Raw genomic sequence first — 21,718 nt, 5'->3', positions numbered from 1 at the left:
GCGCCGGTCGCCGGGCGGCTGGCGCTTTTTAAAAAGGGTAAAGCCTATCCTTGACCACGGCACCACTGCGTCGGGTCGCTTGGCTGACCCTGCTGGCGGATGGCGAAGTACAACGCCGGGGTGCTCTGGCCACCGCTGTTGCCAACGGTGGAGATCGCCTCGCCGGCCTTGACGATGTCGCCCGCGCCCTTGAGCAGGGTCTGGTTGTGACCGTAGAGGCTGAGGTAACCGTTACCATGGTCGAGAATGACCAGAAGTCCAGCCCCGCGCAACCAATCGGCGAACACTACGCGTCCGCCGTGTACCGCGTGAACCTGGCTGCCGGCTGAAGCGCTGATCATCACCCCGTCCCACTTGGCCCGGGCATCGTCGCCGCGGCTTTCACCGAAGCGTGCCAACAATCGACCATTGACCGGCCACGGAAGTTTGCCCCGGGCCGCAGAAAATGCGCCGCCGTAGACTGCGCCGTCGCTGGAAACCAGCGGGCCAGGGCTGCGTACGGGCTTCTTCGGTGCCTCTTCGTCCCGCGCCGGGCGCGACGATTCGCGGGCGGCGAGGGCGGCTTCACGCTGGCGTTTCTTCTCGGCCTCCTGCTCGGCCAGTGCGCGCTGGCGCGCTTCCTCGGCCTCGCGGGCCTGGCGGGCGAGGGTTTCCTCGATGGTCTTGAGCACCTTGCCCAGTTCGGCCTGCTCCTGTTCGCGGGCAGCGAGCTTCTGGTCGTTGGTTTTCAGGTTGCCATTGAGTTTGGCGAGGATTTCCTGGCGCTCGTCGCGGGTCTTTTCCAGTTCCTGGCGCTGGGCGTCGAGGGTGCCTTGCTGGACCAGTAGCTGGGCCTGCTGCTGGGCAATGTCCTTCTCGACGTTGGCCAACTGGCGCAGGGTCTCGTTGAAGCTGCGCAACTGGGCCAGGCGGGCCTTGCTCAGGTAGTCGTAATAGGTCAGGGTCCGGGCGAATTTTTCCGGGTTCTGCTGGTTGAGCAGCAGCTTGAGGTATTCCTCGCGGCCGTTGTTCTGGTAGGCGGAGCGCGCCTGGATAGCGATCAGGCGTTGCTGTTCGGTGCGGGCGGACTGGAGTGTCTTCTTTTCAGTGTCGAGGCGCTCCAGTTCGCCCTCGCTCTTTTTTAGTTCTTTCTGTAGCTCCTCTACCTGCTTCTCGAGCTTGCCGATGTCGGTTTCGGTGCCGCGCAGGTCTTTCTGCACGCCGGATTTCTCTTCCTGCAGCGCACCGAGCTTCTTTTTCAACTCGGCGATGTCCTGGCGCGTGGCGTCCAGTTGCTGCTGGGTTTGCGCGCGCTCGTCGGCGAAGGCCGGGCCGAGCAGGCAGGTCAGGGCTAGGAGGATCAGGGCGCGGAGCATGGAATGGCGATAACCAGGGGATGGAGACTGGCCTAGTATGCCCGCCGCTGGCGCCAAAAAAAACGCCTTAGGGACGGATAGCTGCAAGCTTCAAGCAGTAAGCTGCAAGAAAAGGCAGCGCGTACCCTTCTTGCAGCTTGAGGCTTACAGCTTAAGGCTTGATCAGGATCGAGGTACCGGTCATTTCCGGCGGAATCTCCATGCCCATCAGGGTCAGCATGGTCGGCGCCACGTCCGCCAGCACGCCGCCTTCACGGACCTTCAGGTCACGCTTGCCGTAATAGATGAACGGCACCGGCTCGGTGGTGTGCGCGGTGTGCGCCTGGCCGGTGGATTCGTCTTCCATCTGCTCGACGTTGCCGTGGTCGGCGGTGATCAGGGCTTCGCCGCCGACCTTGTCCAGCGCCGCGGTGATGCGCCCGACGCAGCCGTCCAGGGCTTCCACGGCCTTGACCGCAGCCGAGAACACGCCGGTATGGCCGACCATGTCGCCGTTGGCGTAGTTGACCACGATCACGTCGTAGCGCTGCTGCTCGATGGCCTCGACGATGCGGTCGGTGACTTCCGGGGCGCTCATTTCCGGCTGCAGGTCGTAGGTGGCGACCTTTGGCGACGGGATCAGGATGCGCTCTTCGCCTGGGAACGGCTCTTCACGGCCACCTGAGAAGAAGAAGGTGACGTGGGCGTATTTCTCGGTTTCGGCGATGCGCAGCTGGGTCTTGCCGTTGTTCGCCAGGTATTCGCCGAGCACGTTGTGCAGGCTGGCCGGGGCGAAGGCCGCCGGGGCCGGGATTTTCGCCGAGTACTGGGTCAGGCCGATGTAGGCCGCCAGTTTCGGCAGGCGCGCACGGGGGAATTCGTTGAAGTCCGGCTCGACGAACACGCGGGAGATCTCGCGGGCGCGGTCGGCGCGGAAGTTCATGAAGATCACGGCGTCGCCGTCCTCGACCTTCACGGCTTCGCCGATACGGGTGGCCTTGACGAATTCGTCGCTCTCGTCACGGGCGTAGGCCGCTTCGAGGCCGGCCACGGCGGTGTCGGCGCTGTAGTCGGCGACGCTGTCGACGATCAGGTTGTAGGCGGCGCTGACGCGGTCCCAGCGGTTGTCGCGGTCCATGGCGTAGTAGCGGCCGATGATGCTGGCGATGCGGCCCTTGCCCAGCTTGGCGAAGGTGGCGTCGAGCAGTTCGATGGACGATTGCGCGCTGCGTGGCGGGGTGTCGCGGCCGTCGAGGAAGGCGTGCAGGTAGATGCGCTCGGCGCCCCGTTGCGCGGCCAGCTCGGCCATGGCGACCAGGTGGTCCTGGTGGCTGTGCACGCCGCCGTCGGAGAGCAGGCCGAGGATGTGCACGGCCTTGCCGGCGCCCACGGCCTTGTCCACGGCACCGGTGAGTACCGGGTTCTGGAAGAACTCGCCGTCGCGAATGGCCTTGGTCACCCGGGTGAAGTCCTGGTACACGACCCGGCCAGCGCCGAGGTTCATGTGGCCGACTTCCGAGTTGCCCATCTGCCCGTCGGGCAGGCCGACGTCCATGCCGGAGCCGGAGATCAGGCCGTGCGGCTGGGTAGCGCGCAGGCGATCGTAGACCGGCGTGTTGGCGGCGAAGATGGCGTTGTACTCGGGGCTTTCGCTGTGACCGAAACCATCCAGGATGATCAGGACCAAAGGCTTGGGCGTGCTCGTCATCAAAATCTACTCACGGTTGTAGATGAGAAAGGTGCGCATTTTAGGGCAAATTGGCCAGTCTTGACGAATTCCGCGTCCCTCGCGCAGTGGCCGTCCCGACAGACAGTAGCACCATGATGAGAATTACTGTCGTTTACCCTGTGCGGCAGGCTTTGGCGGCCCATTGCTGCTGTGTATACTGGCCGCCATTTTTAATGACCTGGAACACCCTCCGATGGTTGCTCATCTGATTGAATTCGCGACAAATCACTACCTGCTGGTTGCACTTTTCCTGGTTCTGCTGGTTCTGCTGATCGTCTACGAAGCCCGCAAAGGCGGCCGCAGCCTGAGCAACGGCGAGCTGACCGCGCTGGTCAACGGCGACAAGGCCGTGGTGATCGACATCCGTTCGAGCAAGGAATACGCCGCTGGCCACATCGTCGGCGCGATCAACATTCCGCAGGACAAGTTCGCGGCCCGTACCGGCGAGCTGGAAAAGCACAAGGCGACCAAGACCCTGATCATCGTCGACAACATGGGTCAGCACTCCGGCGCCATCTGCCGCGACCTGCTCAAGGCCGGCTTCACCGCCGCCAAGCTGTCCGGTGGCGTGTCCAGCTGGAAAGCCGACAACCTGCCGCTGGTGAAGTGACATGAAGCCGGTCACCGTCTATTCCAGCGATTACTGCCCGTACTGCATGCGTGCCAAGCAACTGCTGGCAAGCAAGGACGTGGCCTTCGAAGAAATCAAGGTCGACGGCAAGCCCCAGGTGCGCGCAGCGATGGCCCAGAAGGCCGGGCGCACCTCGGTGCCGCAGATCTGGATCGGCGACACCCACGTCGGTGGCTGCGACGACCTGTATGCGCTGGAGCGCGCCGGCAAGCTCGACGCCTTGCTCCAGGCGTGAATCCCCAAACCCTCTAAAGACCCTGCAAAGAAGGATCTGTCATGACCGAGCAAAACAACGGCGCTGCCGAAGACAGCGCACCGCAATTCTCCCTGCAGCGCATCTACGTGCGTGACCTGTCGTTCGAGGCGCCGAAAAGCCCGGCGATCTTCCGCCAGCAGTGGGAGCCGAGCGTTTCCCTGGACCTGAACACCAAGCAGAAAGGTCTGGAAGGTGATTTCCACGAAGTCGTGCTGACCCTGTCGGTCACCGTGAAGAACGCTGACGAAGTGGCCTTTATCGCTGAAGTCCAGCAGGCCGGTATCTTCCTGATCAAGAACCTGGACGCGGCTTCCATGAGCCACACCCTGGGTGCCTTCTGCCCGAACATCCTGTTCCCGTACGCTCGCGAAGCCCTGGACAGCCTGGTGACCCGTGGTTCGTTCCCGGCGCTGATGCTGTCCCCGGTCAACTTCGACGCCCTGTACGCGCAAGAGATGCAGCGCATGCAGGAAGCTGGCGAAGCGCCTTCGCTGCAGTAAGCGGTGGTGGTTTGAGAAAACGCCCTTCGGGGCGTTTTTTTATGCAGGTGGGATTTGTGGTGGGGTTGAGGGCCTCATCGCTGGCAAGCCAGCTCCCACAGGTTCAGCACAGGCTTTGAGACTTGTGCAGTACCTGTGGGAGCTGGCTTGCCAGCGATGATCCATCAGGCGAAACCTTGCTGGCGCCAGGCCTCGTAGACGGCCACGGCAACGGTATTGGACAGGTTCAGGCTCCGGCACCCCTCCCGCATCGGCAGGCGCAGGCGCTGCCCGCTCTCCAGCGCATCCAGCACCTCTGCCGGCAAGCCACGGCTCTCCGGCCCGAACAGAAACGCATCCCCCGGCTCGAACGCCACCTCATGGAACGGCTGCGAGCCCTTGGTGGTGAAAGCGAACACCCGGGGCTGCCCCAGGCTTTCCAGGCACGAGGCCAGGTCGGCATGCTGCTTGAGCGAGGCGTACTCGTGGTAGTCCAGGCCCGCCCGGCGCAGGCGCTTGTCGTCCAGTTCGAAGCCGATCGGCTCGATCAGGTGCAGGTCGCAGCCGCTGTTGGCACAGAGCCTGATAATGTTGCCGGTATTAGGCGGAATTTCCGGTTGAAAAAGGATCACGTGAAACATGCACGGCTCCGAGCATAAAGATGACGAGCATTCTACCCCCGACGAGCCGGACCCGCGTTCGAAATCCTGGCCGCGCGTCCTGTTTTCCCTGGCCCTGTTCGGCATGCTGGTTGGCCTGATGATCGGCCGCCTGACCGCGCCCGAACCCCGGGTGCTGGAACAGGTTGAAGTGGTGGCTGGCGGACTGGACCTGTGGTTCAACGAGGAGCCCAAGCTGCACGGCGAGACCGTCGACGGTACCGTGGCGCTGCTGTTCGATGCGGAAGGTAAAGCGAGGAAGGGTCAGCTGAGCTTCGGCGACAAGCCGGTGAGCTGGCGGCTGCGCAAGACCGATCAGGGTCTGTTGCTGAGCCTGGTGGCGGCCCGTCCACTGCAGGCCCGCTGGGCGGGTGAGTCAGTGGAGGACCGCTGGCGTGTGCAGGTGAGACTGCACGAATAAAAGAGGGGAATCCCCGGCCTGCCTGTACCAAGGCCCCCAAAACTGGAGATGTCTGTATTAATGCAGACCCCGTGCCAACTTTGTGGGGCCGCTGTAGATCAAGGGTTTCAGCGTGTTTTAGGGTATTTCCCGCAGGCTGGATAAGGATTTTTGCCTTCAGGCGGTGCGCCGGGTGCGATTCGGGTTCATCAATGGGGCATTCACGCCGTGCCCCGGCTGAAACGACCGCGGGGCCGGGCCTGTTCACAGAATCCTATGACAGGCGCCGGCCCCGCGTTCTTTTCAAGAGGTCGATCAGGACTCTTCGTCGTCTCCGTCGTCCGCACCGTCCACCTTCATGCCCAGCTCCTTGATCTTCCGGGTCAGGGTGTTGCGACCCCAGCCCAGCAGCACGGCGGCATCGCGGCGGCGCCCGGCAGTGTGCTTGAGGGCCGTCTCGATCATGATCCGCTCGAAGCTCGGCACGGCGCTGTCGAGCAGGCTCGACTGGCCACGGGACAACGCCTGGTCGGCCCACTGGCGCAGCGCCTGCTCCCAGTTGGTCACCGGTGCGGCGTCCTGCGGCACGCTCAGCAGCTCGGGCGGCAGGTCGCCGACATGCACTTCGCGACCGGAAGCCATCACGGTGATCCAGCGGCAGGTGTTCTCCAGCTGGCGCACGTTGCCCGGCCACGGCAGGTTGCGGATGAACTCCTCGGTTTCCGGCTTGAGCAGCTTGGGTTCGACGGCCAGCTCCTGGGCGGCGCGGCCGAGGAAGTGGCGGGCGAGGGTCGGGATGTCTTCGCGACGGTCGGCCAGGCGCGGAATGTGGATGCGGATCACGTTGAGGCGGTGGAACAGGTCCTCACGGAACTTGCCGGCCTGGACCAGGGTTTCCAGGTTCTGGTGCGTGGCCGCGATGATGCGCACGTCGACCTTGACCGGGGTGTGGCCACCGACACGGTAGAACTCACCATCGGCCAGGACCCGCAGCAGGCGGGTCTGGGTGTCGGCCGGCATGTCGCCGATCTCGTCGAGGAACAGGGTGCCACCGTCGGCCTGCTCGAAGCGGCCGCGACGCAGGTTGGCCGCGCCGGTAAAGGCGCCTTTCTCGTGGCCGAACAGCTCGGACTCCATCAGGTCCTTGGGAATCGCCGCCATGTTCAGGGCGATGAACGGCGCTGCGGCGCGCGGGCTGTGGCGGTGCAGGGCGTGGGCTACCAGCTCTTTACCGGTCCCGGATTCGCCGTTGATCAGCACGGTGATGTTGGAGTGGCTGAGGCGACCGATGGCGCGGAACACCTCCTGCATCGCCGGCGCTTCGCCGATGATTTCCGGAGTGCGGGTCAGGGCTGGCGCGACGTCCATGCCCTGTTGTTCCTGGGCATGCTGGTTGGCGCGCTTGACCAGCGACACCGCCTCGTCAACATCGAACGGCTTGGGCAGGTATTCGAAGGCACCGCCCTGGTACGAGGCCACCGCGCTGTCCAGGTCGGAATGGGCGGTCATGATGATCACCGGCAGGCGCGGGTGCTGTTCGCGGATCTGCGCCAGCAGGTCGAGGCCGCTGGCGCCCGGCATGCGGATGTCGGAGATGATCACGTCCGGCTGCTGGCGGGCCAGGCGGCTCATGACGCCATCGGCACTGTCGAAGCTCTGGGTGTTCATGCCTTCCTGTTGCAAGGCTTTTTCCAGGACCCAGCGGATGGAGCGGTCGTCATCGACGATCCAGACAGTTTCACTACGGCTCATGAGGAAGCGGCTCCTTGTTCCAGTGGCAGGAAGATCGAGAAGGTGGTGTGGCCCGGATGGCTGTCACATTCGATCAGGCCCTGGTGCTGGCTGATGATGTTCTGGGTGATGGCCAGGCCCAGCCCGGTACCGTCCGGGCGGCCGCTGACCATGGGATAGAAGAGGGTGTCCTGCAGTTCCGCAGGAATGCCGGGGCCGTTGTCGATGATCTCGACCTTGGCCACCAGGCGATGGCGCACATGGCCGATGGTGAACTGGCGCATGGCCCGGCTGCGCAGGGTGATGCGCCCCAGGCGCAGTTCGTTCTGCGCGCTGATGGCCTGCATGGCGTTGCGCACGATGTTGAGTACGGCCTGGATCATCTGTTCGCGGTCGATCAGCACGTCCGGCAGGCTCGGGTCGTAGTCGCGCACCAACGTGATGCCGCCCTGGGTTTCCGCCTCGACCAGGCTGCACACCCGCTCGAGCACTTCATGGACGTTGGTCAGGGCCAGCAGCGGCAGCTTGTTCGAGCCGAGCATGCGGTCGACCAGGTTACGCAGGCGGTCGGCCTCTTCGATGATGACGTTGGTGTAGTCCTTGAGCCCCTCGTCGGGCAGCTCGCGGGCCAGCAACTGGGCGGCGCCGCGAATCCCGCCCAGCGGGTTCTTGATCTCGTGGGCCATGCCGCGCACCAGCATCTTGGTGGTTTCCTGCTTGGACAGTTGGGCTTCTTCCTTGGTGATGCGCAGCAGGCGGTCGCGGGGATGCACTTCGAGCAGCAGCAGGGTGCGGCCGTTGCTGAGGATCGGCGTGACGGCGTAGTCGACGGTCAGGCTTTGCCCGGTCAGCGAGGTGAGCTGGGCCTCGCGCTTGGTGAAGGGGTGGGCGTGCTCCACCGCCTGGCGCAGGGAGTTCAGGGCCTCGCTGGACTCGGTGAAGAGTTCGCTGATGAATTGCCCATGGCTGCGCTGGCCGCTGATGGCCAGGAGCATCTCCGCCGCCGGGTTCATGTACTCAAGGCGCAACTCGGCATTGAGCAAGATGGTGGCGGTGGTCAGGTTGTCCAGTAGTAGTCGGTGCAGTGCATCGCTGATGGTCATGTGGCGTCTTTGACCTCTTTTGGCACATGTCGGACCCGGCAACGGCCAGGGGCGCGAACGCTGGTCATTCGCTGATCCGAGGAAAATGCAAAAAGCAAACCAAGGCTCCGAAAAGAAGCGGAATTCCCGGGGAAACCCCTGAATCTGCCCGAAAAAGGCCTACAAAGTCCGGAATTGCAAGAATTTGTGACCCAAAATGGGCTGGATTATTCCCCGGGATGCCAGTTTACGCACCAAGATGAAGCATAGAGTGAAAGATGCCGCTTGCCTGCCACGGACGTGAGCTGTTGTGGATCAGCGTGCAGGCAATGCCTGCTCCTCCTCCACCGCGATCACGGAAAGCGGTAGGCCCGGGCTGCCTGCATAGAACACGATCAGCTCGGCGCCGCGGCTGCCGCTGTGGCCGCGATGGACGATGCCGGTCAGCTCCGCCAGGGCCTCGCCGGCCCGCAGGTGTTTCTCGCGGCCGTCGCGGGTTTCGACGCGCAGGTCGCCAGCGAGCAGGTAGCCGGCATTGGGGGCGGGATGATGATGCCAGTCGAGCGAGGTATCGGGTGCGATACGGATCTTCAACAGGCTGAGTTCGGGACTGCCGGTGGGGTAGTCGGGGTAGGGCGAGCCGTCCCAGGCCGTGCTGGTGCGCAACAGCACCTGTGCATCGACGGGCTGGGTGGCGGGAGTGCTGGAGCAAGCGCTGATCAGCGCCAGCGAACCGAGAAGAAAGAGACGTGTGAGCATGACGTGGCCTCGCTGAGTGGGGAGCGGACCAGCATGGGGCAGGGGGAAATCCCGGACTATCAGCCCTGGAGCTGAAGCCTGTACGAAAAAGGCCTCCCGAAGGAGGCCTTTTCCATGTTGAGCCGCAAGCTTCAAGCTGCAAGTCATAAGAGAAAAGCAGGAACAGCGTGGTCTGCTTTTCTTGTGGCTTGAAGCTTATAGCTTGCAGCTCCCCAGCGGAGAATTAGCAGCTGTAGTACAGCTCGTATTCCAGTGGGTGTACGAAGGTGCGGACCTTGATTTCTTCTTCGGATTTCAGCGCGATGTAGGCATCGATGAAGTCGTCGGAGAACACGCCGCCCTTGGTCAGGAACGCACGGCCTTTGTCCAGTTCTTCCAGGGCCTCTTTCAGGCTGCCGCAGACTTGCGGGATTTCCTTGGCTTCTTCTGGTGGCAGGTCGTACAGGTTCTTGTCCGCTGCATCGCCTGGGTGGATCTTGTTCTGGATACCGTCCAGGCCGGCCATCAGCAGTGCAGCGAAGGCCAGGTACGGGTTGGCAGCCGGATCCGGGAAGCGGGCTTCGATACGGCGGGCTTTCGGGCTGCCGACGTAAGGAATGCGGATCGAGGCGGAACGGTTGCGAGCCGAGTAGGCCAGCATGACCGGAGCTTCGAAGCCTGGGACCAGACGCTTGTAGGAGTTGGTCGACGGGTTGGTGAAGCCGTTCAGGGCCTTACCGTGCTTGATGATGCCGCCGATGAAGTACAGGGCGGTGTCGGACAGGCCGGCATAGCCTTCGCCGGAGAAGGTGTTCTTGCCTTCTTTCCAGATCGACATGTGCACGTGCATGCCCGAACCGTTGTCGCCGTACAGAGGCTTCGGCATGAAGGTCGCGGTGCGGCCGTAGGCATCGGCAACGTTGTGCACGACGTATTTCAGGGTCTGAACTTCGTCAGCCTTCTTCACCAGGGTGTTGAACTTGACGCCGATTTCGTTCTGGCCGGCAGTCGCCACTTCGTGGTGGTGAACTTCGACGGTCTGACCCATCTCTTCCAGTGCGTTGCACATGGCGGTACGGATTTCGTGGTCGTGGTCGAACGGCGGAACCGGGAAGTAGCCGCCCTTGACGCCTGGACGGTGGCCTTTGTTGCCGCCTTCGACGTCCTGGTCGGACATCCAGGAGCCTTGCTCGGAGAAGATCTTGAACATCGAGCCGGAGATGTCGGACTTGAACTTCACTTCGTCGAAGATGAAGAACTCTGGCTCCGGACCGGCGAAGACGGTGTCACCGATGGCGGTGCTCTTCAGGTACTCTTCGGCGCGCTTGGCGATCGCACGTGGGTCGCGATCGTAGCCTTGCATGCTGGAAGGTTCGATGATGTCGCAGACCAGGATCAGGGTCGGCTCTTCGGTGAACGGGTCCAGGACGGCGGTGTCGTCGACCGGCATCAGGATCATGTCGGAGGCTTCGATGCCTTTCCAGCCAGCGATGGAGGAACCGTCGAACATCTTGCCGACTTCGAAGAAGTCGTCTTCCAGCGCGTCACGGGCTGGCATGGTGACGTGGTGCTGAGTGCCGCGGGTGTCAGTGAAGCGCAGATCAATCCATTTAACGTCATGATCTTTGATGAGTTGAACCGACTTCGACATGGTGTCCTCCGGGTGGGGTAGAGCTTGCCTGTGCAGCCCTTGAATTTGGGTGATGCCGGGCCGGAATACTCGACCAAGGCAACCTGCCTCACAAGGGAGCAAATTGCATGCCAGTGCCCGAAAACGGGATTTATGCCCCGTTTTCTCGCGTTTCAGCCTTTTCTGTAGGAAATGTCGATTTTTTCTGCGCCCTTTGAGTGCGCAAGATCGCCTAAATGCACCAACTTGATGCACGAGAAAGCATTGGGACAAAAGTTGGTCAAACCTTGAGCAATTTCCGCTATAATCCGCGCCCCCCTTTTTCGGCTGGCCGCTCGCGCGCTGTTTTCCATGAAACTGATCGTCAAAGTCTTTCCAGAAATCACCATCAAGAGCCGCCCGGTCCGCAAGCGGTTCATCCGTCAGCTCGGCCGCAACATCCGCGCCGTGCTGCGTGAGCTCGACCCCGAGGTCAAGGTCGATGGCGTCTGGGACAACCTCGAAGTGGTCACCCGCATCGAGGACGAGAAAGTATTGCGCGAGATGACCGAGCGCCTGACCTGCATGCCGGGGATCGCGCACTTCCTGCAGGTCGACGAATACCCGCTGGGTGATTTCGACGATATCGTCGCCAAGTGCAAGACCCACTTCGGCCACCTGCTGGCCGGCAAGCGCTTCGCCGTGCGCTGCAAGCGCGGCGGCCACCACGACTTCACCTCGATGGACGTCGACCGCTACGTCGGCAGCCAGCTGCGCCAGCAGTGCGGCGCCGCCGGCATCGACCTGCGCAACCCGGAAGTGGAAGTGCGTATCGAAGTGCGCGACAAGCGCCTCTACGTGATCCACAACCAGCACAAGGGCATCGGCGGCTACCCGCTGGGCGCGCTGGAGCAGACCCTGGTACTGATGTCCGGCGGTTTCGACTCCACCGTCGCCGCCTTCCAGATGATGCGTCGCGGCCTGATGACCCACTTCTGCTTCTTCAACCTTGGCGGCCGTGCCCACGAGCTGGGCGTGATGGAAGTCGCCCACTACCTGTGGAAGAAGTACGGCAGCAGCCAGCGCGTGCTGTTCGTCAGCGTGCCGTTCGAGGAAGTGGTCGGCGAGATCCTCGGCAAGGTCGACAACAGTTATATGGGCGTGACCCTCAAGCGCATGATGCTGCGCGCCGCGACCCGGGTTGCCGACCGTCTGGAAATCGATGCGCTGGTCACCGGCGAGGCGATTTCCCAGGTCTCCAGCCAGACCCTGCCGAACCTCGCGGTGATCGACTCGGCCACCGAGAAACTGGTACTGCGTCCGCTGCTGGCCAGCCACAAGCAGGACATCATCGACCAGGCCAACGAAATCGGCACCGCCGAGTTCGCCAAGCACATGCCTGAATACTGCGGCGTGATCTCGGTGAACCCGACCACCTGCGCCAAGCGCCACCGCGTCGACCACGAAGAAAAGCAGTTCGACATGGAAGTGCTGGAGCGCGCCCTGGAGCGCGCCCGCTATATTTCCATCGACCACGTGATCGACGAACTGGGCCAGGACATCCAGGTCGAAGAACTGGCCGAGGCCCTGCCGGGCCAGATCGTCATCGACATCCGTCACCCGGATGCCCAGGAAGACGAACCTCTGCTGCTCGACGGCATCGAAGTCCAGGCCGTGCCGTTCTATGCACTGAACAGCCGCTTCAAGCACCTGGATGGCAATCGTCAGTATTTGCTCTATTGCGATAAAGGTGTCATGAGCCGCCTGCATGCTCATCACCTGCTCAGTGAGGGACACGCCAATGTGCGCGTTTATCGCCCCGCCTAGGAAGCACGATGGCGATCGTTCCCGCCATCGTCCTCCCGACCGGATTTCCTGCTCCGTTTACTGAAACCCGCTGCCCTGGCGGCGGCACCGAATACCTGAGATCGAGATACACACAGTGATTGAGAATCTGCGCAACATCGCCATCATCGCCCACGTTGACCATGGTAAAACCACCCTGGTCGACAAACTCCTGCGCCAGTCCGGCACCCTGGAGCGTAACGAGCTCAACGACGAGCGCGTCATGGACTCCAACGACCAGGAAAAAGAGCGCGGTATTACCATTCTGGCGAAAAACACCGCCATCAACTGGAATGGCTACCACATCAACATCGTCGACACCCCCGGCCACGCCGACTTCGGTGGTGAAGTAGAGCGCGTAATGTCGATGGTCGACTCCGTGCTGCTGCTGGTCGACGCTCAAGACGGCCCTATGCCGCAAACCCGTTTCGTGACCAAGAAGGCCTTCGAAGCCGGTCTGAAGCCGATCGTCGTGATCAACAAGGTCGACCGTCCGGGCGCGCGTCCTGACTGGGTTCTGGACCAGATCTTCGACCTGTTCGACAACCTCGGTGCCACCGACGAACAGCTGGACTTCAAAGTCGTCTACGCCTCGGCCCTGAACGGCATCGCCGGTCTGGACCACACCGAAATGGCCGAAGACATGACCCCGCTGTACCAGTCGATCGTCGACAACGTACCCGCGCCTGCCGTTGACCGTGAAGGTCCGTTCCAGATGCAGATCTCCGCTCTGGACTACAACAGCTTCCTCGGTGTTATCGGCGTTGGCCGTATCGCCCGTGGCCGCGTCAAGCCGAACACCCCGGTCGTCGCCATCGACACCGACGGCAAGCGCCGCAACGGTCGTATCCTGAAGCTGATGGGTCACCACGGCCTGCACCGCATCGACGTCGAAGAAGCCCAGGCTGGCGACATCGTCTGCATCAGCGGTTTCGACGAGCTGTTCATCTCCGACACCCTGTGCTCCCCGGACGCAGTGGAAGCGATGAAGCCGCTGACCGTCGACGAGCCGACCGTTTCCATGACCTTCCAGGTGAACGACTCGCCGTTCTGCGGTAAAGAAGGCAAGTTCGTGACCTCCCGTAACATCAAGGAGCGTCTGGACAAGGAACTGCTGTACAACGTTGCACTGCGCGTTGAAGAAGGCGACTCGGCTGACAAGTTCAAGGTTTCCGGCCGTGGTGAGCTGCATCTGTCGGTTCTGATCGAAACCATGCGTCGCGAAGGCTTCGAGATGGCTGTAGGCCGTCCTGAAGTGATCATCCGCGAAGTCAACGGTGCCAAGCACGAACCGTTCGAAAACGTCACCATCGACATCCCTGAAGAATCCCAGGGCAAGGTCATGGAAGAAATGGGTCTGCGTAAGGGCGACCTGACTAACATGGCGCCGGATGGCAAGGGTCGTGTACGTCTGGAGTACAACATTCCAGCCCGTGGTCTGATCGGTTTCCGTAACCAGTTCCTGACCCTGACCAACGGTGCAGGCATCCTGACCTCGATCTTCGACCGCTACGACACCATGAAGTCCGGCCACATGTCCGGCCGCCTGAACGGCGTACTGGTTTCGGTCGAGACCGGCAAGGCCCTGACCTACTCCCTGGAAACCCTGCAGGCGCGCGGCAAGCTGTTCGTCGAGCACGGCCAGGAAATCTACAACGGTCAGATCGTTGGTCTGAACAGCCGTGACAACGACCTGGGTGTGAACCCAACCAAAGGCAAGAAGCTCGACAACATGCGTGCTTCGGGCAAGGACGAGACCATCGCCCTGGTTCCGCCAGTTCGTTTCACCCTGGAACAGGCCCTGGAATTCATCCAGGACGACGAGCTGTGCGAAGTGACGCCTAAGTCGATCCGTCTGCGCAAGAAGATCCTCGACGAAGGCGAGCGTACCCGCGCTGCCAAGAAAGCCAAGGCCAACTAAGCCCGGCTTGAAATGAAAACCCCCCGGTCGAAAGGCCGGGGGCTTTTTTTTGCCTGCTGTCGCGGTACCTGTAGGAGCTGGCTTGCCTGCGATGGACCGCATAGCGGTCCCAAATCCTGCCAATTCAGAGCCTCTGGATGAACAGGATCGAACAGGCGCTGAATTTCGATCACTGTCTGTTCAGGAGCTCGTGCTGGATGGTTTTGGGACCGCTGCGCGGTCCATCGCAGGCAAGCCAGCTCCTACAGGGGGCTGAGCTGATCTTTTAGCGGCTAGCCGGCTTCGGCTTGTAAGCACAATACCCCGGCCGCGGCCCGACCCGCGGGTGGTTGCGGCAGGTGTCCGGGCGCTTGTCGTAAATGGTGCACAGGCGGGTCTTGCGGTCCAGATAGAGGCAGTCATCGTTGCTCATCCGGGTCAGGGTGAAGATCCCGGACTTCTGGTTGAAGCGCTCGACGATGCCATCCTTCTGCAACCGCTTGGCGATATTCTTCGGCGGTTCGCCCACTTCGAACTCATCCACCACGCCAATACGGATCAGGTCTTTCAACTTCACTTCCACCGGCAAGGTGCAGCAGGTGGACATGCAGCCGCCGCACATATGGCTGGCGTATTTCTGCCACGTCTCGAGACGGTCAAGCTCGGCGGCGGCAATCAGGGTCGGTTTCATCAGGGGTCAGGCATATAGGTATTAGGAAGGCGCGCGATCATACCGGAGTTGATCAAAATGTGAACAACCATTTGCGAAATCCCTGGCAGTCGGTCCCAGTTTTGCAGCGACCAGGAAAAAGCCCCGGCGAACCCACGCCGACGCTCTGTGTCGAACCGTCTAGTCTGTCTGATCACCATCGGCAATCGTCAAACCCGCTCGAGGACCCCGCATGTCTCAGGATTCGAACGCTCGTGACGCAGAGGTGGCCGCGTTTCGCACCGCTGTACTGGAAAAACTGACCTATGCGGTCGGCAAGGACCCGGAACACGCCTTCGACCATGACTGGTTCGAAGCCATCGCCCTGGCCGCCAGGGACCATATGGTCGATCACTGGATGGACCACACGCGGCAGATCTACCGCAGCAGTCAGAAGCGGGTCTATTACCTCTCCCTCGAATTCCTCATCGGCCGGCTGCTCTACGACAGCCTGAGCAACCTCGGCATGCTCGAAGTGGCCCGCGAAGCCCTGCAAGGGCTGGATGTCGACCTGGAACGCATCCGCCTGCTGGAACCGGATGCGGCGCTGGGCAACGGCGGCCTTGGCCGGCTGGCGGCGTGCTTCATGGAATCCATGTCGACCCTCGGCATCGCCGCCCACGGCTATGGCATCCGCTACGAACACGGCCTGTTCCGCCAGGCGGTGGTGGACGGCTGGCAGCAGGAGCAGACCGAGAACTGGCTGGATTTCGGCAACCCCTGGGAGTTCGAGCGCGCCGAGGTGATCTACCCGATCAGCTTTGGCGGCCGCGTCGAGACCGTGCACACCGGCAGCGGCGAGCCGCGCCAGGTCTGGTGGCCGGCGGAAACCGTGCGGGCGGTGGCCTATGACACCCCGGTGGTGGGCTGGCGCGGCGCCAGCGTGAATACCCTGCGCCTGTGGCGGGCGAGGGCGCTGGAAGAGTTGCACCTGGAACGCTTCAACGCCGGCGACCACCTTGGCGCCGTGGCCGAAGTGGCCCGGGCCGAAAGCATTTCCCGGGTCCTGTACCCGGCCGACAGCACCGAGGCCGGCCAGGAGCTGCGCCTGCGCCAGGAATACTTCTTCGTTTCGGCCTCGCTGCAGGACCTGCTGCGCCGACACCTGAACATGCACGACACCCTGCTCAACCTGTCCGAGCAGGCGGCCATCCAGCTCAACGACACCCACCCGTCGATTGCCGTGGCCGAGCTGATGCGCCTGCTGGTCGACCAGCACGAAGTGCCGTGGGACACGGCCTGGAAAATCACCGTCGACACCCTGGCCTACACCAACCACACCCTGCTGCCGGAAGCCCTGGAAACCTGGGCGGTGAACCTGATGGAGCGCATGCTGCCGCGGCACATGCAGATCATCTACCTGATCAACGCCTACCATATCGATTCGCTGCGGGCCAAAGGCATCCATGACTTCGACGTGCTGCGCGCCGTCTCCCTGATCGAGGAAGACAACGGCCGCCGCGTGCGCATGGGCAACCTGGCGTTCCTCGGCTCCCACAGCGTCAACGGTGTGTCGGCGCTGCACACCAAGCTGATGCGCAGCACGGTGTTCTCCGAACTGCACAAGCTCTACCCCGAGCGGATCAACAACAAGACCAACGGCATCACCTTCCGCCGCTGGCTGTACCAGTCCAACCCGCAACTCACCGCCATGCTGGTGGACGCCCTCGGCGAAGACCTCCTGGACAGCCCGGAAACCAAGCTGCGCGGCCTGGAGCCCTTCGCCGAAAAGGCCGCTTTCCGCAAGAAATTCGCCGAGCAGCGCCTGCACAGCAAGCGCGCCCTGGCAAGCATCATCCAGGAACGCCTGGGCATCACCGTCAATCCGGAAGCGATGTTCGACGTTCAGGTCAAACGGATCCACGAATACAAGCGCCAGTTGCTCAACCTGATGCACACAGTCGCCCTGTACCAGGCGATCCGTGCCGAGCCGGGCACCGACTGGGTACCTCGGGTGAAGATCTTCGCCGGCAAGGCGGCGGCCAGCTATCACCAGGCCAAGCTGATCATCAAGCTGGCCAACGACATCGCCCAGGTGGTCAACAACGACCCGACCGTGCGCGGCCTGCTCAAGGTGGTGTTCCTGCCCAACTACAACGTCAGCCTGGCGGAAAGCATCATCCCGGCGGCGGACCTGTCGGAGCAGATCTCCACTGCCGGCTACGAGGCTTCGGGCACCAGCAACATGAAGTTCGGCCTCAATGGCGCGCTGACCATCGGCACCCTCGACGGCGCCAACGTGGAGATGTGCGAGCAGGTCGGCGCCGACCATATGTTCATCTTCGGCCTGACGGCCCAGCAGGTGGAAAGCCGCAAGCGCAATGGCGATTTCAACGCCAGCTCCATCGTTGGCTCCTCGCACCGGCTCAACGACGTGCTCCAGGCGATCCGCGGCGGGGTGTTCTCGCCGGACGATCCGGCGCGCTATGTCGGCCTGGTGGACTCGCTGGTGTCCTACGACCGCTTCCTGCTCTGCGCTGACTTCGACGCCTACTGGGAGGCCCAGCGCCGGGTCGACGAACTGTGGCACGAGCCCAACCGCTGGTGGCGTTCGGCGGTGCTCAACACCGCACGGATGGGCTGGTTCTCCTCGGACCGGACCATTGGCGAATACGCTCGGGAAATCTGGACCGCCCTGGAATGACCGTGCTTGACCCGGCGAACGGCGTGAACCCAACGGGCTTTTCGCCGTCTGATCGGGCAAGCGTGTCCTGATGCTCGCCCGCGCAGGCCTCTCCCTGTAAACTGCGCGGGTTTCCTGATCCCTCATTCCTTCGGAGCCATACATGTCCCGCGTTACCCTGAGTCGCTATCTGATTGAGCAGACCCGTAGCAACAGCACCCCTGCCGATCTGCGCTTCCTGATCGAAGTGGTGGCGCGCGCATGCAAGGAAATCAGCCACAACGTGTCCAAGGGCGCCCTCGGCGGTGTTCTGGGCAGCATGGGCACTGAAAACGTGCAGGGCGAAGTCCAGAAGAAACTGGACGTGATTTCCAACGACATCCTTCTCGAAGCCAACGAATGGGGCGGTCACCTGGCCGGCATGGCGTCCGAAGAGATGGACAACGCCTACCAGATCCCGGGCAAATACCCGAAAGGCGCCTACCTGCTGGTCTTCGACCCGCTGGACGGCTCGTCGAACATCGACGTCAACGTTTCGGTCGGCACCATCTTCTCGGTACTGCGCTGCCCTAACGAATACCTGAGCCAGAACGAAAGCCTGAACGAAAAGGCCTTCCTCCAGCCAGGCACCCAGCAGGTCGCTGCCGGCTACGCCATCTATGGTCCGCAGACCATGCTGATCCTGACCCTGGGCAACGGCGTCAAGGGCTTCACCCTGGACCGCGAGCTGGGCAGCTTCGTCCTGACCCACGAGAACATCAAGGTTCCGGAAACCACCGCCGAATTCGCCATCAACATGTCCAACCAGCGTCACTGGGAAGCGCCTGTGACCCGCTACGTTGGCGAGCTGCTGGCAGGCGAGACCGGCCCGCTGAAGAAGAACTACAACATGCGCTGGATCGCCTCGATGGTGGCCGACGTGCATCGCATCCTGACCCGTGGTGGTCTGTTCATGTACCCGCGTGACGCGCGCGAGCCGTCCAAGCCGGGCAAACTGCGCCTGATGTACGAGGCCAACCCGATGTCCTTCATCATCGAGCAGGCCGGTGGTGCTTCCACCGACGGCAAGCAGCGCATCCTCGACATCCAGCCGGACAGCCTGCACCAGCGCGTCGCGGTCTTCCTCGGTTCGAAAGAGGAAGTCCAGCGCGTCACCGGTTATCACCAGGAGTAACCAGGCCATGCTCGCACCTTGGCAGCCGTTGTTGGAATGGTGGTTCGGATGGGGCACCAGCCCGCAGGACGTCGCTGACGAGAAGAGCACGCTGTGGTTCGGCAAGCAGCATGATGCCGAGGCGCACGAGCGCTTCGGGCCGCTGGTCGAGCAGGCGTTGGCTGGCGGTCTTGAGGAGTGGCTGGAAAGCCCGCAGGGCTGGCTGGGTCTGGTGCTGTTGCTGGACCAGTTGCCGCGGATGATCTATCGCGACACGCCGCGTGCCTTCGAAGGTGACCGGCGTGCGCAGGTACTGGTGATGCAGGGCCTGGACCGGGCCTGGGATTACCAGCTGCTGCCGCTGCAGCGGGTGTTCATCCTGCTGGTGCTGGAGCATGCCGAAGTGCTGGACTGGCAGAACACCTGTGTCGAGCGCTACCAGAGCTTGCTGGCGGCGCAGCCGGCGGCGGATCGGCGGTTGTTCGAGGGGTTCCTTGACTATGCCGAGCAGCATCAGCGGGTGATTGCGCGGTTTGGGCGGTTCCCGCACCGGAACCTGGTGCTGGGGCGGCCTAGTACGGGGGAAGAGATGGACTTCCTGCTGGAGCCTGGCTCGCGCTTCTGAATCTCTGCTGTTCTTGAGGGCCTCATCGCTGGCAAGCCAGCTCCCACAGTGACCGCGTGCACCGCCGGACCTGTGGGAGCTGGCTTGCCAGCGATGGGGCCCTGAAGTTCACATCAAATCCTGAAGCTGCCTACCAGATGCTTCAGCCGCTCCACCTGGTTCTCCAGGTCATTGCAGGCCCGCAATGTTGCCTGCAGGTTCTCCACCCCTTCCTGGTTCAGGGTATTGATCTCGGTGATATCGACATTGATCGATTCCACCACCGCGGTCTGTTCCTCGGTCGCCGTCGCCACCGACTGGTTCATCCCGTCGATCTCGCCGATGCGCTGGGTCACGCTGCCCAGCCGCTGGCCCGCCTGGTTGGCGATGCCGACGCTGTGCTGACTCTGATGCTGGCTCTCGGTCATGGTACTGACCGCTACCTGCGCACCCGACTGCAATTCCTCGATGATCCGCTGCACCTGCTGCGCCGAGTCCTGGGTGCGGTGGGCCAGGTTGCGCACCTCGTCCGCCACCACCGCAAAGCCACGCCCGGCTTCGCCAGCCCGCGCCGCTTCGATCGCCGCATTGAGCGCCAGCAGGTTGGTCTGCTGGGAGATTCCGGCGATCACTTCGAGGATCTGCCCGATATTCACCGTGTTGGCATTCAGCGTCTCGATGTTGCCGCAGGAATCGCTGATCTTCGCTGACAGTTGGTTCATCACCTCGATGGTCTGGTTGACCACTTGCTGGCCGTCTTCCGCGAGATTGCGCGCATCGCTGGAATGCTGCGAGGCGAGGGCGGCGTTCTGGGCGATTTCCTGGGCGGCGGCGCCGAGTTCGTTGATCGCGGCGGCCACGCTGCTGGTGCGGTTGGCCTGCTGGTCGGCGTTGTGGATCGAGGCATTCGAGGCGCTCACCACCCGCAGGGCAACCTCGTTGACCTGGCCGGTGGCCGACGACACTTCGCGGATCGACTCGTGGATCCGCTCGACGAAACGGTTGAACGACTGGCCCAGGGTGCCGAATTCATCGTGGGCGTGGATGGCCAGGCGCCGGGTCAGGTCGCCCTTGCCCTCGGCGATATCGTGCATGGCCCGGCCCATGACGTGCAGCGGCTCCATCAGCACGCGGATCAGCAGGCCGAGGAGGGCGATGATGATCAGCACGGCGGCGATGGTCGCCACCACGGCGGAGCTGCGCAGTTCGGCGAGCATGGAGAAGGCGGCGTCCTGGTCCAGCACCAGCGCCACATACCAGTCCGCCGACGGGATGCCGTCGACATGGCTGAAGTTGATGAACTGCCTGCGCCCGTCGATCTCGACTTCCTTCAGGCCCTTGCCGATCACCGGGGCGCCCTGTGGATAAGCGTCGGCCAGGGTTTTCAGGGCCAGTTCGCCATTCGGGTGGATGAGGATCTTGCCTTCGCCGTTGACGATGAACGCGTGGCCGTGGCCATCGAAGTTCAGCGAGTTGATGATCGCGCTGATGGTGTCCAGGGCCATGTCCGCGCCGGCTACGCCGATCAGTTGGCCGGCCTGTTGCACCGGGGTGGCGATGGTCACCACCAGCTTGCCCATGGAGGCGGAGATATAGGGTTCGGTGACCACGGTCTGGTTGGCGGCGCTGGCGCTCTTGTACCAGCCGCGTACCCGCGGGTCGTAGTCGGCGGCGCGGTTGCCGGCGGGCACCGACTGCATGGCGCCGTCCTTGCCGCCGAAGTAGGTCAGGGCGAAGTTGGCGTTGTACACCGGCAGCGCCAGGCTGCGGCCGAGAGCGTCCTTGCCGGGGCCGTCGACGGCGACCTGCTGGGCGAAGGAATCGAGGATCTGGATGCGGCTGTCCAGCCAGGTGCGGATATTGCCCGCGGTCAGGCTGCCCAGCTCCTGCATCGAAGCTTCGGTGCTGACCCGCAGGGACTGACGCTGGCGATAGTCGTTGAAGAAGACGAAGCAGGTAAAGGCGACCACCACCACGAGGGCGGCGGCCAGCAGGATCTTGTGGCTGAACTTCAGGTTTTTGGTCATTTCGAGGTCACGCAATCTACGGAGAGGGCGCGGCAATCCGCCGTCGCGCCCCCTGTGTCGTCCGTCGCACGAAAAAGATTAATCGGTTCCGCCGGCAGTCGACCAAAGGCGAATGCCAGCTGTGGACTGAAAGCGCGGGCCTTCGGGAACCGGAGTGAGTTTTTCCCTTCTAAGCTGTCGGCAGTGGTCTGGCCCTGTCACCTTCATTC

Annotated in this window: 19 protein-coding genes and 1 pseudogene; 9 read left to right on the top strand and 11 right to left on the bottom strand. The window is 62.7% G+C overall.

The features are described from left to right. Positions 1–44: 44 nt before the first annotated feature. Both PSEMO_RS21155 and gpmI read right to left on the bottom strand, forming a co-directional pair. Positions 45–1,355: a murein hydrolase activator EnvC family protein gene (locus tag PSEMO_RS21155; protein WP_075804915.1), complete on the bottom strand. Its 1,311-nt coding sequence runs from the start codon at positions 1,353–1,355 to the stop codon at positions 45–47. Positions 1,356–1,506: 151 nt separating this feature from the next. Continuing rightward, the gene (gpmI, locus tag PSEMO_RS21150; RefSeq protein ID WP_075804914.1) at positions 1,507–3,042 is read right to left on the bottom strand and encodes a 2,3-bisphosphoglycerate-independent phosphoglycerate mutase; all 1,536 of its coding nucleotides are present in this window, start codon (positions 3,040–3,042) and stop codon (positions 1,507–1,509) included. A gap of 214 nt (positions 3,043–3,256) precedes the next feature. Here gpmI and PSEMO_RS21145 point away from each other — a divergent pair, with 214 nt between their 5' ends. From PSEMO_RS21145 to secB, 3 genes are read left to right on the top strand one after another with little or no spacing between them, the layout of a single operon-like run. After that, on the top strand, positions 3,257–3,673 hold the full coding sequence (locus PSEMO_RS21145; RefSeq protein WP_075804913.1) for a rhodanese-like domain-containing protein: 417 nt from the start codon (positions 3,257–3,259) through the stop codon (positions 3,671–3,673). Position 3,674: 1 nt separating this feature from the next. Next, positions 3,675–3,929: a glutaredoxin 3 gene (gene grxC, locus PSEMO_RS21140; protein WP_075804912.1), complete on the top strand. Its 255-nt coding sequence runs from the start codon at positions 3,675–3,677 to the stop codon at positions 3,927–3,929. Positions 3,930–3,970: 41 nt separating this feature from the next. Further along, a complete protein-coding gene (gene secB, locus PSEMO_RS21135) occupies positions 3,971–4,450 on the top strand; it encodes a protein-export chaperone SecB (protein ID WP_075804911.1) in 480 nt (159 codons plus the stop codon). 164 nt (positions 4,451–4,614) lie between these two features. Here secB and trmL read toward each other — a convergent pair whose 3' ends face one another. Beyond that, positions 4,615–5,070 (bottom strand): tRNA (uridine(34)/cytosine(34)/5-carboxymethylaminomethyluridine(34)-2'-O)-methyltransferase TrmL, encoded by a 456-nt coding sequence (gene trmL / locus PSEMO_RS21130; RefSeq protein WP_075804910.1) that lies wholly within the window; start codon positions 5,068–5,070, stop codon positions 4,615–4,617. Here trmL and PSEMO_RS21125 point away from each other — a divergent pair. Next, entirely contained in the window at positions 5,069–5,509 is a 441-nt protein-coding gene (locus PSEMO_RS21125) for a hypothetical protein (RefSeq protein ID WP_075804909.1), read from the top strand. The two genes, trmL and PSEMO_RS21125, sit on opposite strands and share 2 nt — an antisense overlap. Positions 5,510–5,803: 294 nt before the next feature. Here PSEMO_RS21125 and ntrC read toward each other — a convergent pair whose 3' ends face one another. From ntrC to PSEMO_RS33080, 5 genes are all read right to left on the bottom strand, one after another. Next, entirely contained in the window at positions 5,804–7,240 is a 1,437-nt protein-coding gene (gene ntrC / locus PSEMO_RS21120; RefSeq protein WP_075804908.1) for a nitrogen regulation protein NR(I), read from the bottom strand. Next, the gene (gene glnL / locus PSEMO_RS21115) at positions 7,237–8,322 is read right to left on the bottom strand and encodes a nitrogen regulation protein NR(II) (RefSeq protein ID WP_075804907.1); all 1,086 of its coding nucleotides are present in this window, start codon (positions 8,320–8,322) and stop codon (positions 7,237–7,239) included. Before glnL ends, ntrC begins: the two co-directional genes overlap by 4 nt. 294 nt (positions 8,323–8,616) lie before the next feature. Continuing rightward, a complete protein-coding gene (locus PSEMO_RS21110; protein ID WP_075804906.1) occupies positions 8,617–9,060 on the bottom strand; it encodes a cupin domain-containing protein in 444 nt (147 codons plus the stop codon). Positions 9,061–9,283: 223 nt separating this feature from the next. Then, positions 9,284–10,690: a type I glutamate--ammonia ligase gene (gene glnA / locus PSEMO_RS21105; RefSeq protein WP_075804905.1), complete on the bottom strand. Its 1,407-nt coding sequence runs from the start codon at positions 10,688–10,690 to the stop codon at positions 9,284–9,286. Positions 10,691–10,842: 152 nt separating this feature from the next. Then, positions 10,843–11,022 carry a hypothetical protein gene (locus tag PSEMO_RS33080; protein WP_144443605.1) on the bottom strand — a complete coding sequence of 60 codons (180 nt, stop codon included), beginning with the start codon at positions 11,020–11,022 and terminating at the stop codon, positions 10,843–10,845. Here PSEMO_RS33080 and thiI point away from each other — a divergent pair. Together thiI and typA are read left to right on the top strand one after the other, a co-directional pair. Next, on the top strand, positions 11,021–12,475 hold the full coding sequence (gene thiI / locus PSEMO_RS21100; protein ID WP_075804904.1) for a tRNA uracil 4-sulfurtransferase ThiI: 1,455 nt from the start codon (positions 11,021–11,023) through the stop codon (positions 12,473–12,475). The two genes, PSEMO_RS33080 and thiI, sit on opposite strands and share 2 nt — an antisense overlap. Before the next feature lie 115 nt (positions 12,476–12,590). Next, positions 12,591–14,414 carry a translational GTPase TypA gene (gene typA, locus PSEMO_RS21095; protein WP_075804903.1) on the top strand — a complete coding sequence of 608 codons (1,824 nt, stop codon included), beginning with the start codon at positions 12,591–12,593 and terminating at the stop codon, positions 14,412–14,414. A 265-nt stretch (positions 14,415–14,679) separates the two neighbouring features. Here typA and PSEMO_RS21090 read toward each other — a convergent pair whose 3' ends face one another. Next, a complete protein-coding gene (locus PSEMO_RS21090) occupies positions 14,680–15,084 on the bottom strand; it encodes a YkgJ family cysteine cluster protein (protein ID WP_009396120.1) in 405 nt (134 codons plus the stop codon). Positions 15,085–15,295: 211 nt separating this feature from the next. Between PSEMO_RS21090 and PSEMO_RS21085 the strand changes: the two genes are divergently transcribed. The 3 genes from PSEMO_RS21085 (at position 15,296) to PSEMO_RS21075 (ending at position 19,503) form a co-directional block, all read left to right on the top strand. Further along, positions 15,296–17,746 (top strand): glycogen/starch/alpha-glucan phosphorylase, encoded by a 2,451-nt coding sequence (locus PSEMO_RS21085; RefSeq protein WP_075804902.1) that lies wholly within the window; start codon positions 15,296–15,298, stop codon positions 17,744–17,746. A 142-nt stretch (positions 17,747–17,888) separates the two neighbouring features. Then, entirely contained in the window at positions 17,889–18,899 is a 1,011-nt protein-coding gene (locus tag PSEMO_RS21080) for a class 1 fructose-bisphosphatase (protein WP_075804901.1), read from the top strand. A gap of 7 nt (positions 18,900–18,906) precedes the next feature. Further along, on the top strand, positions 18,907–19,503 hold the full coding sequence (locus tag PSEMO_RS21075) for a DUF924 family protein (protein WP_075804900.1): 597 nt from the start codon (positions 18,907–18,909) through the stop codon (positions 19,501–19,503). A gap of 113 nt (positions 19,504–19,616) precedes the next feature. On the opposite strand, the gene PSEMO_RS34350 is transcribed toward PSEMO_RS21075, so the two are convergent. Continuing rightward, a complete protein-coding gene (locus PSEMO_RS34350) occupies positions 19,617–20,342 on the bottom strand; it encodes a methyl-accepting chemotaxis protein (RefSeq protein WP_372239131.1) in 726 nt (241 codons plus the stop codon). Between the two features lie 129 nt (positions 20,343–20,471). Next, positions 20,472–21,374: pseudogene (locus tag PSEMO_RS34345) on the bottom strand (HAMP domain-containing protein); the annotation flags it as partial. Positions 21,375–21,718: the final 344 nt, after the last annotated feature.

The sequence above is a fragment of the Pseudomonas putida genome (assembly GCF_001941965.1).
GTDB classification, from domain to species: Bacteria; Pseudomonadota; Gammaproteobacteria; order Pseudomonadales; family Pseudomonadaceae; genus Aquipseudomonas; species Aquipseudomonas putida_L.
The sequence above is the reverse complement of the archived record's forward strand: the minus strand, read 5'-3'. Positions and strand labels throughout refer to the sequence as shown.

Bases quoted from the DNA above. Each gene is read 5' to 3' on its own strand.
- PSEMO_RS21155 (WP_075804915.1), bottom strand. From the start codon at position 1,355: ATGCTCCGCGCCCTGATCCTCCTAGCCCTGACCTGCCTGCTCGGCCCG.
- gpmI (WP_075804914.1), bottom strand. From the start codon at position 3,042: ATGACGAGCACGCCCAAGCCTTTGGTCCTGATCATCCTGGATGGTTTC.
- PSEMO_RS21145 (WP_075804913.1), top strand. From the start codon at position 3,257: ATGGTTGCTCATCTGATTGAATTCGCGACAAATCACTACCTGCTGGTT.
- grxC (WP_075804912.1), top strand. From the start codon at position 3,675: ATGAAGCCGGTCACCGTCTATTCCAGCGATTACTGCCCGTACTGCATG.
- secB (WP_075804911.1), top strand. From the start codon at position 3,971: ATGACCGAGCAAAACAACGGCGCTGCCGAAGACAGCGCACCGCAATTC.
- PSEMO_RS21125 (WP_075804909.1), top strand. From the start codon at position 5,069: ATGCACGGCTCCGAGCATAAAGATGACGAGCATTCTACCCCCGACGAG.
- trmL (WP_075804910.1), bottom strand. From the start codon at position 5,070: ATGTTTCACGTGATCCTTTTTCAACCGGAAATTCCGCCTAATACCGGC.
- ntrC (WP_075804908.1), bottom strand. From the start codon at position 7,240: ATGAGCCGTAGTGAAACTGTCTGGATCGTCGATGACGACCGCTCCATC.
- glnL (WP_075804907.1), bottom strand. From the start codon at position 8,322: ATGACCATCAGCGATGCACTGCACCGACTACTACTGGACAACCTGACC.
- PSEMO_RS21110 (WP_075804906.1), bottom strand. From the start codon at position 9,060: ATGCTCACACGTCTCTTTCTTCTCGGTTCGCTGGCGCTGATCAGCGCT.
- glnA (WP_075804905.1), bottom strand. From the start codon at position 10,690: ATGTCGAAGTCGGTTCAACTCATCAAAGATCATGACGTTAAATGGATT.
- thiI (WP_075804904.1), top strand. From the start codon at position 11,021: ATGAAACTGATCGTCAAAGTCTTTCCAGAAATCACCATCAAGAGCCGC.
- PSEMO_RS33080 (WP_144443605.1), bottom strand. From the start codon at position 11,022: ATGGAAAACAGCGCGCGAGCGGCCAGCCGAAAAAGGGGGGCGCGGATT.
- PSEMO_RS21090 (WP_009396120.1), bottom strand. From the start codon at position 15,084: ATGAAACCGACCCTGATTGCCGCCGCCGAGCTTGACCGTCTCGAGACG.
- PSEMO_RS21085 (WP_075804902.1), top strand. From the start codon at position 15,296: ATGTCTCAGGATTCGAACGCTCGTGACGCAGAGGTGGCCGCGTTTCGC.
- PSEMO_RS21080 (WP_075804901.1), top strand. From the start codon at position 17,889: ATGTCCCGCGTTACCCTGAGTCGCTATCTGATTGAGCAGACCCGTAGC.
- PSEMO_RS21075 (WP_075804900.1), top strand. From the start codon at position 18,907: ATGCTCGCACCTTGGCAGCCGTTGTTGGAATGGTGGTTCGGATGGGGC.